Here is a 15,725-nt window from a genome sequence, read left to right on the forward strand (position 1 = left end):
GAAAACCGTTTCACACTTTTCCTGGAATTGCTCAAACCGCAATAGCCGAACGTCCATCCGGTGTCGATGCAAACTGCTGTCGCTGGCCCCATGACATGCGGTCCGATCAGGGCCATAAGGTCAACCAATTTTCGGATGGTGAGACCATGCGCAGCATAGACGACCTCGATACGCCGGCGATCCTGATCGATGCCGGCCGCGCCGAAGCCAATATCGCGCGGGCGCAGGCCCATGCCGACCGGCACGGGCTGAAGCTCAGGCCGCACATCAAGACCCACAAACTGCCCTACTGGGCAAAGAAGCAGATCGCGGCCGGCGCCGTCGGCATCACCTGCCAGAAGATCGGCGAGGCCGAGGTCATGGCCGACGCCGGACTGACCGACATCTTTCTGCCCTACAATATCCTCGGGCGGGCCAAGCTGGAGCGCCTCAAGGCGCTGCACGGCCGCGTAACCCTGTCGGTGACAACGGACAGCATGGACACGCTGATGGGACTTGCCGCCACCTTTACCGATCCCGGCCACCGCCTGCCGGTGCTGGTCGAATGCGACACCGGCATGGGCCGCTGCGGTGTGCAGTCGGCCGGCGAGGCAGTCGCGCTGGCGAGCGAGATCGACAAGGTCCGGGGGCTCGTCTTCGGCGGCTTGATGACCTACCCGGGGGCTGGCCGCGCCGCCGAGACCGAGGCGTGGCTCGCCGATGCGCAGCAAGCACTTGCCGCAGCCGGCCTTTCTTGCGAGCGCATCTCCAGCGGCGGCACACCCGATATGTGGCGTTCCGGCGAGCATAGCGTCGTTACCGAATACCGGCCCGGCACCTACATCTATCTCGACCGCTACCAGGTCGCCAAAGGCGTCGGCAGCCTCGACGATTGCGCACTGACGGTGCTGTCGACGGTGGTCAGCCACCCAACGCCGATACGCGCCATCCTCGACGCCGGCAGCAAGGCCCTGTCCAGCGATACGCTGGGGCTCGCCGATTTCGGCGAGCTGCTGGGCATTTCAGGCGCAAGGGTGACCAGCCTCAGCGAAGAGCACGGCAACGTCACGCTGTCAGGCGGCGCCGAGCTTCGCATCGGCGAGCGCGTGCGCGTCGTGCCCGACCATTGCTGCGTCGTCACCAACCTGTTCGACGAGGTGCATCTGATCGAAGGCGACAAGGTGATCGAGACGCTCCCGGTCAAGGCGCGAGGACGGATGGGGTGAGTCCAGCTGGAGCGCGTGCGCTTCAGGTACAAAATCCTTCAAACGCTGGAGGGACAGCGCCCGGACAGCGCCCCCCTCTGGCCTGCCGGCCATCTCCCCCTCAAGGGGGGAGATCGGTAGCTTCGCCGGTAGCGCCTCTCTTTCAACATTCGCGATTGGCGAAACGATACGTGACATTCAATCTCCCCCCTGGAGGGGGAGATGGCCGGCAGGCCAGAGGGGGGCGCGAAGGAACTCGACGGCGGTCAGTTAGCCTGCCTCGCGGCAACCCGGCGCATCGAAATGACGCGGCGGCGCCGGATCTCGGTGCGCATCGCCATCAGATGCAGCGCGAAGAACAGCACTGTGAAGCCGAGTGCCATCACCAGCAACGGCCACAACAGGCTTGGATCGATGGTCGGCCCGCCAAGCCGGAACACCGACGCCGGCTGATGCAGCGTGTTCCACCAGTCGACCGAAAATTTGATGATCGGAATGTTGATGAAGCCGACCAGGGTGATGATGGCGGCGGCCCAGGCGGCGCGCCCGGCATCGTCGAGCGCGCGGGTCAGCGCGATGATGCCGAGATACATCAGGAACAGTATGAAGACCGAGGTCAGCCGCGCGTCCCACACCCACCAGGTGCCCCACATCGGCTTGCCCCAGATCGAACCGGTGATCAGTGCAAGGGCGGTGAAGACGGCGCCGATGGGTGCCGCCGATTTCAGCGCCACGTCAGCCAGCGGATGGCGCCAGACCAGCGTGCCCAGTGCCGAGACCGCCATCAGCGTGTAGCACATCATGGCAAGCCAGGCGAAAGGCACGTGGATATACATGATGCGAACGGTGATGCCCTGCTGGAAGTCCTCAGGCGCCGTGAAGCTCATATAGAGACCCACGCCGAGGACGATGGCGGCCACGCTCGCCAACCACGGCACCACCTTGTCGACCAGCGCGACGAACCGCGTCGGGTTGGCAAGGTCCATCCAGCCGGAGAGGCGTGAAGTCGTATCGCTCATGCGGCTTTACATAGACCGCCGGCGGAGTTGCGGCAACCGCAGCGGCGGTACGTCTTCCCTTCTCCCCTTGCGGGAGAAGGTGGATCGGCGCGTAGCGTCGAGCCGGATGAGGGGTGCTGGACGGAGTGAGGCGCCAATGATCGCCGTGCGCCGAAGTCTGGATTTGGATGAAGATTTGCGCCAAGCTGGAGCACCCCTCATCCGACCTCGCTTCGCGAGGCCACCTTCTCCCGCAAGGGGAGAAGGCAAGCCGCGCTGCTCAGGCGGCTTCGTTCACCGGACGGCTGAGGCGGCGGACCTCCTCGTCGTTGAGCAGGCCGCCGGCGCGCAGCAGGCTGGCGAAGCGACCGTTGCGCAGCGACAGTTCGGTGAACCCGCCCATCTCGACCACCCGGCCCTTGTCCATGAACACGACCAGATCGGCGTCGCGAACGGTGGTCAGGCGGTGGGCGATGATGAAGGTGGTGCGGCCGCGCCGCAATTCGTCGATGGCGTCCTTGACGCGGTCTTCCGTCTCGACGTCGAGCGCGCTGGTCGCCTCGTCGAGAACCAGGATGGGCGCGTCCTTCAGCACGGCGCGGGCGATCGCGATGCGCTGGCGCTCGCCACCGGACAGCTGTCCGCCGCGTTCGCCGACGACCGTGTCGTAGCCCTCGCACTTTGACAGGATGAAATCCTGCGCGGCGGCGGCATTGGCCGCGGCATGGACCTCGTCATAGCTCGCCTCCGCGCGGCCGACGCGGATGTTGTCCTCGATCGAGCGGTTGAGCAGGCCGGCATCCTGGAAGACGGTGGCGATCGAATGGCGCAGCGACTTGCGGGTCACCGTGCGGGTATCGATGCCGTCGATCAGGATGCGTCCGCCGGACGGCGTGAAGACGCGCTGCAGAAGGTTGATGAGCGTCGTCTTGCCGGCGCCCGTCGGGCCGACGATGGCGACGGTCTGGCCGGCCTGGACCTCGAACGACGCGTCGTCGACGCCCTGCCCGGAATTGCCGAACTCGAAGCAGACATTCTCGAAACGCACATGACCGGTGACGTTGACGAGCTCGCGCAGCCCATCGGGCTCGGCGGCGTCGGATGCAGAGTCCTCGAGATGATAGAATTCCTCGAGCTTGGCGCGCGCCTCGGAAATCTGGTTGGCGAAGGCCGACATCTGGTCGAGCCGGGCAATCAGCAGCGTGGCAAAGCCGGTAAAGGCGATGACGTCGCCGATGCGCAACTGGCCGTGCGTCACCAGATAGGCGCCAATCAAGAGCACCACCATCATCGAAATCGTCGACGACAGGCGGTGCAGCGCGTTGGCCATCGCCCACCAGTCGAGCACCGGATTCTGTGCGTCGAGCAGGTTCTTGACGTAGCGCTTCAGCGCCTCGGTCTCATGGCCGATGCGGTTGTAGCTTTGCAGGACGGCGACGTTGCTGACCGAGTCGGTCACATGCGCAAATACCTTGTGGTAGTGCCGCTCCACGGCCGCCTGGCCTTCCTTGGTGCGCCGCATCACCAGCCGTCCGATGCCGACATAGAGCGCGCCAAGCGCCAGCAGCACCATCGACATGCGGATATCCATGCTGAGCGCGGTGGGCACCAACAGGACCAACGCAACCGCGGTCGACAGATGCTGCCGCATGAATTCCAGCCAGAGGCTGAACAAGGTCTCGACCGCGCGCAGGAGCGTGTGCAGGGAATTGGAGGTGCCGCGCTGATGATGCCAGGCAAGCGGCATGGTGATCACGCGCTCGAACGACTGGCAAAGAACCTCGCTGCGCCGCTGGTGGGCAAAGCGGTCGGCGCCGCGCGCCACCAGCACGAAGGCGATGATGTTGAACGCGCCGAGGCCGGCCCACATTGCGAGTGTCGCGAATACCGAGCCGCGGTCCGAAATGGCATCGATCACCCGGCCGAACATGATCGGCTCGAGAATGGCGATAATGGCAAGCGCGACATTCGCCCCGCAGATAAACGCAACGCGTTTCCTGTCGGCAGCGAGATAACCAAGGGCTCGCCAGTAGATTTGCAGAAGTGACACTTCAGCTACTCCGCCAATTATTTATGGTGCAGTGCGTCATTTTTTGACTCGTATCGGTTGACGCGTCGCAAAACAATGCTCGTCTAGCTCTTCCGTTCCCATTCCGCGAACAAAAGATGACGACGCTTCGAAATTTGCCGTGATCGTCTAACAGTTTGAGATAAAAGGTGAAATGTCAGCGTTGCGGCAAAATCATGGCAGATGGAAAGCACTGCCACAATTTTAATCAGCAAGACCCTGGGCACGACGTCTAAAGTCGTGTGCAGGCATTCAGCAAGGTCAAACGCAAATATAACCGGTAGATGCACTTGGAGCGCCCGTGCGTGCCCCTGGGAACGCTAAGCGACGCTCCAAGCCCTTGAATCTAGGCCGGTATTCTGACGACCACCTCGGCACTATCTCCGGCTTTTGGCTCGAAGGACGAAGATTTGGTCTTCGTGCCATTCACTTCAAGTGAGATGGCCCGGGCCTTTTTGTCGCGGACGACGCGTACTTTGATCTCGGCGCCCAGCATCTTCAGGGTTGCCGAATAGCCGTCCCAATGGCTAGGAAGTCTCGGCGTGAACTGGAGGCGCTGTCCGCGGCGCTCTATGCCGAGAATGCTCTCGACCGCAGCTCGATAAAGCCAGCCCGCCGACCCGGTATACCAGGTCCAGCCGCCTCGGCCGCCCTTGTCTTGCCCGGAATAAACGTCGGCCGCGACGACATAAGGTTCCACCCGGTAGCGCTCTGCCGCGGCTTCGTCGAGCGCATGGTTGACCGGATTGAGCATTGAAAGGCAACGGTAGGAATCGTCGGTGCGACCCATCTCGGCTAGCGCAATGACGAACCATGTTGCCGCGTGCGTGTATTGGCCGCCGTTTTCACGGACCCCCGGCGGATAGCTCTTGATGTAGCCCGGGTCCTTTTCCGTCTTCGAGAAGGGCGGGGTGAACAGTTTGGCGATCTTGAGGTCGTCGTCGACGAGCGCTTTCATCGCCTGCGCCATTGCCGTGGTCGACCGCGCCGGGTCGCCCTCGCCCGAAAGCACGCTCCAGGACTGGGCGATCGAGTCGATCTTGCACTCGTCCGACTTGCGCGAGCCGAGCGGCGTGCCGTCGTCGAAGCTGCCGCGCCGATACCACTCGCCATCCCAGGCGGTGCTTTCCAGCGCCCGCTTCAGCACCTCGGCGTGCTTCGTCCAGGCCTGCACGCGCTTGGCATCGCGCTCCGCCTTGGCGACAGCGGCAAAGTCGCCCAGCGTCTTCAGCAGGAACCAGCCCAGCCACACGCTCTCGCCCTTGCCGTGCTCGCCGACGCGGTTCATGCCGTCGTTCCAGTCGCCGCCGAGGATCAGCGGCAGCCCGGCCGGGCTGCTGCGCTTGACGGCAAGATCGAGCGCCCGCGCGCAATGGTCGTAGAGCGAGGCTGTCTTCTTCGAGATTTCCGGGATGAAGAAAGCATCGTGCTCGCCTTCGCCCAGCGCCTGCCCTTCGATGAAGGGCAGTTGCTCCTTCAGGATCGCGGTGTCGCCGGTCACCAGCAGGTAACGGGCCGTGGCGTGGGCCAGCCAGACCACGTCGTCCGAGATCATGGTGCGGACGCCGGCCTCGGTGCGCGGCAGCCACCAATGCTGTACGTCGCCTTCGGGAAATTGCCGCCGCGCCGCGTTGAGGATCTGATCGCGCGCCAGCTTGGGGTCATGCGCCAGCAAGGCCAAGGTATCCTGCAGCTGATCGCGGAAGCCGAAGGCACCGCTCGCCTGATAGAACGCAGAGCGGGCACGGATGCGGCAGGCCAGGCTCTGATAGGGCAGCCAGTGATTGACCATGGCGTCGAGTGCCTTGTCCGGCGTCTCGACCTGGATTGTGTCGAGAAAGCCGCGCCATGTGCGCTCGTTATCGGCCAGCCGCTGATCGAAATCCCTTGAGCGATGGGTCTGCACCAGCGCGCTGGCCGCCTCGGGCGAGGCCGCGTCGCCGAGCAGCCAGAGCAGCGTGACGTCGCCGCCGGCAGCGATGTCGATGTCGCGTGCGATGGCCGCGCAGGGATCGTCGCCGGCCTCGACACGGCCGGACAGGCCGGCGCCGCTCAGCACGGCATGCGGAAACTCGCTCGTGCCTTGCCTGCCGATGAACTCGCCGCGATCGGCGGTGACCGAATGCACAGCACCGTCGGCGGCCAGAAAGGCGATCCGCTCGCCGAAATCGAGCCCATAGGGATTTTGCGCCAGCAACGCGCCGGTTGCGGCATCCCTCGACGGAACGATGCTTGCAGCGGTGCGCGAGCGATGGCCGCCAAGAACCCATTCCGCATAGGCGTAGACGCGCAGCCGCATCGGCACCGAACCCGAATTCTGGATGCGCAGCCGCGATATCTTCACCGGATCGACGGGATCGACAACATGGGTCAGGTCCATCGACAGCGGCCCGCGTTTTGAGCGGAACGTCGAAAAACCCTGCCCGTGCCAGGTTTCGTAGGTCATTGTCGGGTCACGCACCACGGCAGCCATTGGCGAGAACGCCCTGCCACTGGCCTGATCGTAGATATAGATGCCCTCGCCCGGCCGGTTGGTGACCGGATCGTTCGACCATGGCGTCAACTGATAGTCGCGGCTGTTGCGGCTCCAGGTGAAGGCAGCGCCTTCAGCCGACATGTGGAACCCGAACGATGGGTTGGAGATGACGTTGATCCACGGCTGCGGCGTCGTGCGCCGGCCGGTAAGACGCACGACGTAGTGGCGTCCGTCGCCGTCGAAGCCGCCGAAACCGTTCCATTGGTCGAGCCCGCTGCCGTCGACGCGGCCCTCGATCAGTGCCTGGGCGGCAGATGCTTGCGACGTCGGCACCGGCAAGGACGGCTCGCGAAGCGCTGCAAGGTCTGCCGGCTGGAGGGCGGCGTCCCGCGCCTGCAGTGCCGCGGCCTCGGCGCGCTCGATCTGGTCGAAGATGGTGCCGTTGCGCGTATGCAGCACCACCCGAGCGACGGCGAGCAAGGTCCTGTAGGTCGTTTCCTCCATCAGATCGCGGCGCACCGCGAAGATGTGCTGGCGGGGTCCGAGTTCCTTGCCGCGCAACCGGCTGTTTTCGCACAGCGTCTCCACCGCGCGCTGCAGGTCCTGCACGTAGGATGACGCCTGCTCGTTGACGACGACAAAATCGATCATCATGCCGCGGGCGCGCATGTATTCCTGGAAGCGAAGCGCCTGGGCGACGATCTCCAGATCGGCGACATCGGCGATCCTGACCAGGAAAATCGGAAAATCGCCGGATATGCTGGTCGGCCACAGGCTGGACTGCCTGCCGAGCCCGGAGACGATGGATTCGCCCGGAAGGCGCAGAAACGGATCGGGATAGATCAGATAGCGCGCCAGTTTCTGCACATTGGCGGCGTCGGACAGGCTGAGGCCAAGGTGACGGGTCTGCACCTGCGAGCGCGTCCAGGCGAGCATCGCCTGGCGGGCGAAGCTTTCGGGATGGTCGAGCCGTGCGATGGCGGCATCCAATTCGGCGCGATGGGTACCGACGACTGTCCAGAACGTCAGCGAAATCTTCTTGTTGGCCGGCACGCGCACCTGCCGGCGAAGCGATGCGATCGGATCCAGAGTGAAGCCGGAATGGCCGCCAAGCTTGGCGCCGGGATCAAAGGCAGCCGCTTCGGTGATGGTGCGGCCGCGGCCGATGAAGGCGCGCCTGTCGGTTTCCGCCTCGGCGTCTCGCGCCGATCCAGACGGGTCGGTGACGAAATGCACCATGGTGACGTCGGGTTCGTCCTTTTCGCGCTTGCCCCTGGTGGCGAAGATCGCGCCGTTATTCGGCGCGATCTCGGTTTCCACGAACATCTTCGAAAAAGCCGGATGGGCATTATCCGAGGGCTCGGAGCCCAGCACCAGTTCGGCAAACGAGGTTACTTCGATATGCCGGTCAGCGGGGCCATCATTGTGGAGCGTCACCCGTCGGCCCTCACCATTGCCTTCCGAGATGACGATGCACTCGACTTCCGAACGCAGCGATCCAATCGATTTGACGAAGCTCGCCTTGTCGTCGGAGAACAGCGTCTGCGCACGCTCGCCGGCGGCGCGCTTCGGCTCGGCGGTGGCCGACCACCAGTCGCCGTTGCTGGCGTCGCGCAGGAAAATATAGGAACCAAGGCGGTCCTCGGTCGGATCCGGCTGCCAGCGCGTGACGGCAAGTTCGCCCCAGCGGCTGTACCCGGAGCCGGTGGCGGTCACCATGACCGAATAGCGGCCATTGGACATGACACTGGTCGAGCGGAGCGCCCTGAGCGGATCGAGCACGATGCGGGTATCCGGGCTTTCCAGCTCGGTCTCGTCCTTCGAGCGCTCGTCGGCCTCGGTCCTGACGGTCGCAGTCGGGATGTCGCGCGGCGCCCTTTCCTGCAGCAGCAATTCGGCCGACTCGATCACCGGATCGCTGTGGAAGCGGTCGCGCAGGCGCCCTTCGAAGATCGCATCGGCAACTGCGGCAATCGACATGCCGGAGTGGTGGGCCATGTAGTTGAGCACGACGGCGTGGTCGGTGCCCTCGGGGACGCGTTGCGGCGTGAAATCCACCGCGTCGTAAAAACCGTGCCGGCCCAGTGCGCCCAGCCGCCTCAGCCTGGCCAGGTTCTGGACGGATTCATGCGGCGTGAACTGCGCTGCCAGCACGGTCGCGTAAGGCGCGATCACCGTGTTTTGGCCAAGGCCGCGCTTCAGGCCGAGCCCGGGCACGCCGAAATTGGTGTACTGATAGGTTAGCTCGCGGTCGCGGGCGTTGTAGGCCGCTTCCGAAATCCCCCAGGGAACGTTCTTCGAACCGCCATACTGGATCTGGCGCTTGATGATGAGCTTGCTGGTCTGGTTGAGAATGCTGCCTTGCGGCTCCTTCATCACCAGCGGCGGCATCAGATATTCGAACATCGAGCCGGACCAGGACATCAGTGCGCCCTGGAAGCCGATCTCGACGATCGGCCGGCCGAGCCGGAACCAGTGCTCGGTCGGCAAATCGCCCTTGGCGATGGCGAACAGGCTGGTCAGCCGCGCCTCGGAGGCCAAAAGGTCGTAGCAGCTTTCGTCGAGCTGATGCTCCTCGACCCGGTAACCGATCGACAAGAGCTTGCGTTCGGGCCGCATCAGGAACGAGAAATCCATCTCGAAGGCGAAACGGCGCGTGCGTTCGCGCAAGGTTAGAAGCTTGGCCCGCAATACCGCGACGGCGTTTTCGTCGCTGTGCGCGTCGTGCACATGCGCCTCGCAGGTGGCTTCGAGCCTGGCCGCCCAATCGGCGATGGTGTCGCTCTGGGTCGACGCGGCCTCGGTGTGGATGGCTGTCGCGAGCTTGCGTATCTCGCCGGCCAGGACGGCCAGGTTGATGGTACGGATCGACGCCATCTCCGGCTGCGCCTTGATCAATTCGACCGCCCGCCGCATGCCGTCGAGACGGTCGGCGAGCCGCTGGCGCAAGGGCCGCAATTGACGCCGGTCGTCGGGCAGTTCCTCAAGGCTTTCATCGAGGATGGTGACGGTGTCGAGGATGCCTTCGAAGTCGCCCTGCACATGCACCGACGGCGCTTCCGCCCATTCGGCGCAGGCAGCGGCCACGGCCACCAGATGGCCGGCGAGATTGCCGCTGTCGACCGCCGAAATGTACAGCGGGTAGAGCGGCTTCAGGGTCGTCGTGTCATACCAGTTGAAGAGATGGCCGCGGTCGCGCGGCATGCTCTCGATGGTCGACATGGTCGCGTCGATGCGGTTGACCGCGTCGGAGAGGCTGATCCAGCCGAAATCGCGTGCCGAAATTACCGACAGCAGGTAGACGCCGATATTGGTCGGCGAGGTGCGGGGCGCCACCACGGGGGCCGGGCTTTCCTGGAAATTATCCGGAGGCAGATGGTGATGCTCGGCCGTCACGAAGGTCTCGAAATAGTGCCATGTACGCCGCGCCACGGTGCGCAGCGCGTGGATGTCGGCGGCCGATATGCGCAGGCGGTCCTCGGTTTCGGCCGAACGGCTGATCCAGCAGGCGATGGCGGGCGCGCCGATCCAGAACAAGGCAAAGAAGAAGGCGACGAAGGCGCCGGTGGAATCGGCCAGCACCGGGACGGCGAGGCCGACGACGCCTATGATCACCGCGCCGTACATGATGCTGTAGTAGGAGCCGAGATCGTTGTCGCCGCCCTTGTGTGCCTGCGAGGCGGTGCGCCATTCGAGCAGGTTCTGGCGGCTGACGAACAGGCGGTAAAGCGTGCGGATGATCGCGTCGCCCATCATCCAGGCAAGGTGCGCCATCAGGACGATCTTCAGCGCCACCAGGGCGGTGCCGAAGGCAACGTCGCGCGCCAGTGCCGAGAAATGGCCGCGCGGCGTCTGGTCGCCGCTCTTCGGCAGAATGGCGTCGACGATGTCGAACGTGGGCGCCATGAACAGCGTAAGGATCAGCAGCGCCTGCCATTGCGCGGCCTGCGTGAAGGGCAGCAGCGTCCAGCCGGCGATCGCGGCCATCACCCAGAAGATCGGCGTCACCGAGCGGCGCAGATTGTCCACCATCTTCCAGCGCGACAGCGCCGGCACGTTTGAGCGCGGGCCAAGAATGAAGCCCAGAAGCTGCCAGTCGCCGCGTGCCCAGCGATGGTGGCGCGACGCGTCGACCGAATAGCGGGTCGGATAGTCCTCGACCAGTTCGACGTCGGTGACCAAGGCCGAGCGCGCCAGGGCGCCTTCGAGCAGATCATGGCTGAGGATGGTGTTTTCCTCGATGCGGCCCTTCAGCGCCGCCTCGAAGGCGTCGACATGGTAAAGACCCTTGCCGGTGAAGGAACCGTCGCCGAAGATGTCCTGGTAGAGGTCCGACACGGCAAAGACGTACGGATCGAGCCCGCGATTGGCGGAAAAGACACGCTGAAAGAACGATGCCTCGTCGCCACTGGTCAGCGACGCGGTGATACGCGGCTGCAGGATGGAATAACCTGCCGTAACCTCGCGCCGTGCGACATCGAAATGCGGACGGTTGAGCGGGTGGCAAAGCTTGCCGGCCAGCGCAGCGACGGCGTCGCGGGTGGTGCGGGTGTCGGCGTCCAGCGTCATCACGTGGACGACGCTCTCCGGCAATGGCACTTCCAACGGCAGGAAGGTGGTGTCGCTGTCCCCGCGCAGCAGAAGGTTCAATTCGTGCAGCTTGCCGCGCTTGCGCTCCCAGCCCATCCAGACGCCTTGCGATGCGTTGTAGAGCCGGCGCCGATGCAGCAGATAAAAGCGCGGCGCCCCTTCCGAGGGATAGCGGGCGTTCAGCCTGGCGATTTCGGCTCGGGCGAATTCGAGGATTTCGACATCCGCCGTATCGATTTCGGTCTTCGAGTCCGGCCAGTCGGAAAGCAGCGCGAAATAGACTTCGCCCGCCGTGTTGGCGAGGTGATGCACCTCGATGTTGCGGATGTTCTCCTCGACATCGTCGCGCGAGCCGATCAGCGACGGCACCACCACCAGCGTGCGCGCCTCGGGCGGCACACCGTGCCTGAAATCATAGCCGATGAGACGCGTCGGCTTCAAAAACAGCGAGACGACGGTGTTGAAGAATGCGAGCGCGCCTTCGCTGGCCGGCACCGCGAACAGGGCCAGCATCAGGACGATCGACGGCACCGACAGGCCGAGATTGGCAAGCGCATTGCCGGAAACGACCAGAAGCAGGACCGTCAGCGCAAACACCGGCACGACGATGCCCAGCCATCCGGTCTTGCGGAAGGTCCGGTTGAGCGTCTTGCCGATGGTCGGCCGGTAGCCGATCGACCGCTCGAGCTCCTGCCGGCGCGGGCCGACCAGAAAGAAGCCGACGTCAGTGTGAGCGATCGGACCGCTTTCGGAGCCCGGTGCATCGGCAGCATGGCCGGCGAGCTCGATCGCCCTTTCGGCAACGCGAAATTCGGAGAGATCGGAACGGCGCGCCAGCTCCTCGATCGCAGTCCGGTATTGGTCGCGCGAAAAGAAATCGAGCGCGGCGAAATCGGTGCGTTCGCGCAGCAAGGTGTCGATGCGGCTGACGCCCTCGAACCACACCGTCCAGTCGATGTCGTTGATCAGGCGCAGGCCGCGGATGATGTTGCCGGTGGTCACGTTGCCGCTGGACAGCGTGTGGTGCTCGCTGAGGATGATCTCCTCGGCGTCGGAGCCGGTCCTTTCCAGCTCGCCCTCCAGCCATTCCAGCGCCCTGCCGGCATTTTGCGAGCCGTCACGCAGCCGGTAGAGCAACTGGGTGGCGAAGGTGGTGTCCTGCGCATGGGCGCTGTAGTGGGAAAGTATCGCCTGCCGGTCGGCGCTGTCGTCCGTCGCCAGCACACGATCGGCGACCTCGTTGGCGATCTGGCGCAGTTCCCGCGTGCGATTGACGCGGACCGCGATCCGGCGAAGGTTCTCGATCAGGACGAAGCGCAGCAGCGACGGCAGCGCCCATAATTCGCCAATCTTCAGCGGCTCGACGGACTGGAAGCCTTCGACGATCGCCTTGAACATGGCCGACGAGACGGAACTGTCGGAATGCGCGACATAGGTCCACGCGACCGCCAGTGCGCGCGGCACGCTGGATCCATCCGACAGTTTCAGCGTCGGCAACTGGCGGTAGAAGCGGCGCGGTAGGTCGCGCTTGACCTGAAAAATGGTCTCCTCGACCAGGTAATTGTTGTCGAGCAGCCACTGCGCCGCGGGCGTGATCGTTTCGCCCCTCGCCTGGGCAGCGTTGGTGGAACGGTAGACATCGAGAATTTTCCTGGCGCTGTCGCGGATGCGCGCCTGAAAATCGAAAGGCGTCAGACCGAACAAGTCCTTGGCGTCGCCATTGGCAAGGGCTGCGCCCAAAGCGCGCAGCCGATCTTCCGGCAGGAAATTGGAGCGTATCGGCACGTCGGTGACAGCCGGGAAGCTGGCGCTCGTCTTTTCGATCTGTGCGAGATTGGTCTGGATATTCATCTAAGGTTCCGTGTTGGGGACGCAGTGCGGCGTCACCGCCACGGCAATGTCCCTAAAACCGGTCCAAATGCAATTGGTTGCATCGCAACACTTGGCCGAAAGTTTGTTTCCGCACCACGACAAGATGCCGTCTTTCGACAACTTCCAGGCGGCACTATGAGCATCGTTTCGGCTTCTGATCGGCGGAAGATTCAGGCTTTTTCGTGATGCAGCTACCAGCTTACGCGATATTTGGCCGGCGTCGCGATCATGTTTGGAAACAGACGTTAATCGTTGCCGGCAATGCGGTCGATGCGGATCACGAACAGCATGGCCGGCCGGACCGGATCCAGGCGCAGTTCCGGCGCTTGCGCCCCGAGCAACAGCGCGTCGAGCGGCCCAAGTTGCATGGGCGCCGCGCCGGCCACGCTGAGTTCGCCGTCGACGCACAGGATGAGTATTTCATCGGCTCCGGCCTGGATCTCCGTCGGAGCCGAAATCAGCAGGCGCTCGACCGTGTGGATCGCCCGGGCGCGGCGGGTCATGACGTTGAGGTCGGTGATCGGACCGGCGATCAGCGTGGCTTGCGTCGGCACGTCGGCCGGAAAGGCAAGCGGTGCGGAAGCCTTGATGATTTCGACCGGTAGCCGGCCGGCGATGTCGAGGATCATGCCCTCGCCTTCCAGCAACGCCAAGGTCCGGTCGACGCCGGCAAATCCGGAAAATGGGCCGCCGCCCTCGACCAGCGCCATCGAGACGCGCCAGTCGAAATCGTCGAGCCCGGCACCTGGCGGCGAGACGGCAATCTCCGTCGTCACCCCGCCGCCGTTCTTCCATGGCATCGACCGGTATTCGGCTGCCCGAAGGATGCGCAAGGCGCGGCTCAGCCCAAAATGCCGGGCAGGTTGAGCTGGTTCTCCCGGGCGCACTCGATCGCGATGTCATAGCCGGCATCGGCGTGGCGCATGACGCCGGTCGCCGGATCGTTCCACAGAACCCGCTCCAGGCGCTTGGCCGCCTCGGGCGTGCCGTCGGCGACGATGACCATGCCGGCATGCTGCGAAAAGCCCATGCCGACGCCGCCGCCATGGTGCAGCGACACCCAGGTGGCGCCGGACGCCGTGTTGAGCAAGGCATTGAGCAACGGCCAGTCGGAGACGGCATCGGAGCCGTCCTTCATCGCCTCCGTCTCGCGGTTCGGCGAGGCGACCGAGCCGGAATCGAGGTGATCGCGGCCGATGACCACCGGCGCCTTCAGTTCGCCCCTGGCGACCATCTCGTTGAAGGCGAGGCCGAGCCGGTGGCGATCGCCAAGCCCAACCCAGCAGATGCGCGCCGGCAGGCCCTGGAAGGCGATGCGCTCACGCGCCATGTCGAGCCAGTTGTGCAGATGGGTGTTGCCGGGGGTCAGCTCGCGCACCTTGGCGTCGGTCTTGTAGATATCCTCGGGATCGCCGGAAAGCGCTGCCCAGCGGAACGGGCCGATGCCGCGGCAAAACAGCGGACGGATATAAGCCGGCACGAAACCCGGGAAGGCAAAAGCATTCTCGAACCCCTCCTCCTTCGCCACCTGGCGGATGTTGTTGCCGTAGTCGAGCGTCGGCACGCCGGCATTCCAGAACGCCACCATCGCCTCGACATGCTCGCGCATCGACGCGCGGGCAGCTCTTTCAACGGCCTTCGGGTCGCTGGTGCGCTTCTCGCGCCACTCGGCCAGCGACCAGCCCTTGGGCAGATAGCCATTGAGCGGGTCATGCGCCGAGGTCTGGTCGGTGACGATGTCAGGGCGCACGCCGCGCCGCACCAGTTCCGGCAGGATGTCGGCGGCGTTGCCGACCAGGCCAACCGATTTCGCCTCACCGGCTTTGGTCCAGAGCTCGATCTTTTCCAAGGCCTCGTCAAGGGTATCGGCGCGCTCATCGACATAGCGGGTGCGCAGCCGGAAATCGATGCGGTCGGGATCGCATTCGACGGCCAGGCAGCAGGCGCCGGCCATGACCGCGGCGAGCGGCTGGGCACCGCCCATGCCGCCGAGGCCGCCGGTCAGGATCCATTTGCCCCTGAGATTGCCGCCATAATGCTGGCGGCCGGCCTCGACGAAGGTCTCGTAGGTGCCCTGCACGATGCCTTGCGTGCCGATGTAGATCCACGAGCCGGCCGTCATCTGGCCGTACATCATCAGGCCCTTTCTATCGAGCTCGTTGAATTTCTCCCATGTCGCCCAGTGCGGCACCAGGTTGGAATTGGCGATCAGCACGCGCGGGGCGTCAGGATGAGTGCGGAACACGCCGACCGGCTTGCCCGATTGCACCAACAACGTCTCGTCGTCGCCAAGCGTCTTCAGCGAGGCAACGATGCGGTCGAAATCGTTCCAGGTGCGCGCCGCCCGGCCGATGCCGCCATAGACGACCAACTCGTTGGGGTTTTCGGCGACGTCTGGGTCGAGATTGTTCATCAGCATGCGCAACGGCGCTTCCGTCAGCCAGGTGCGGGCGTTGAGCTCGCTGCCGCGCGGGCTGCGCACTTCACGGATGTTGTGGCGAGGATCGGTCATGATTGTCCCTTTCGAGTGAGGTCCA

At 64.4% G+C, this 15,725-nt stretch carries 6 protein-coding genes; 1 reads left to right on the top strand and 5 read right to left on the bottom strand.

The window, feature by feature from the left end:
* The first annotated feature begins 146 nt into the window (after positions 1 to 146).
* Positions 147 to 1,205: a D-TA family PLP-dependent enzyme gene (locus NKI18_RS11445; protein WP_023674427.1), complete on the top strand. Its 1,059-nt coding sequence runs from the start codon at positions 147 to 149 to the stop codon at positions 1,203 to 1,205.
* A 245-nt stretch (positions 1,206 to 1,450) separates the two neighbouring features.
* On the opposite strand, the gene NKI18_RS11450 is transcribed toward NKI18_RS11445, so the two are convergent.
* From NKI18_RS11450 to hutU, 5 genes are all read right to left on the bottom strand, one after another.
* Positions 1,451 to 2,203: a heme ABC transporter permease gene (locus NKI18_RS11450; protein WP_023674426.1), complete on the bottom strand. Its 753-nt coding sequence runs from the start codon at positions 2,201 to 2,203 to the stop codon at positions 1,451 to 1,453.
* Between the two features lie 259 nt (positions 2,204 to 2,462).
* On the bottom strand, positions 2,463 to 4,232 hold the full coding sequence (locus NKI18_RS11455) for a glucan ABC transporter ATP-binding protein/ permease (protein ID WP_352571513.1): 1,770 nt from the start codon (positions 4,230 to 4,232) through the stop codon (positions 2,463 to 2,465).
* Between the two features lie 364 nt (positions 4,233 to 4,596).
* On the bottom strand, positions 4,597 to 13,167 hold the full coding sequence (locus NKI18_RS11460) for a glycoside hydrolase family 94 protein (protein WP_352620993.1): 8,571 nt from the start codon (positions 13,165 to 13,167) through the stop codon (positions 4,597 to 4,599).
* A 266-nt stretch (positions 13,168 to 13,433) separates the two neighbouring features.
* Positions 13,434 to 14,021 carry a HutD/Ves family protein gene (locus tag NKI18_RS11465; RefSeq protein ID WP_352620991.1) on the bottom strand — a complete coding sequence of 196 codons (588 nt, stop codon included), beginning with the start codon at positions 14,019 to 14,021 and terminating at the stop codon, positions 13,434 to 13,436.
* Between the two features lie 8 nt (positions 14,022 to 14,029).
* Positions 14,030 to 15,700, bottom strand: a complete 1,671-nt coding sequence (hutU, locus tag NKI18_RS11470) for a urocanate hydratase (protein WP_352620989.1) — start codon at positions 15,698 to 15,700, stop codon at positions 14,030 to 14,032.
* Positions 15,701 to 15,725: the final 25 nt, after the last annotated feature.

This window comes from Mesorhizobium sp. M0800 (assembly GCF_040320095.1).
Taxonomy (GTDB): domain Bacteria; phylum Pseudomonadota; class Alphaproteobacteria; order Rhizobiales; family Rhizobiaceae; genus Mesorhizobium.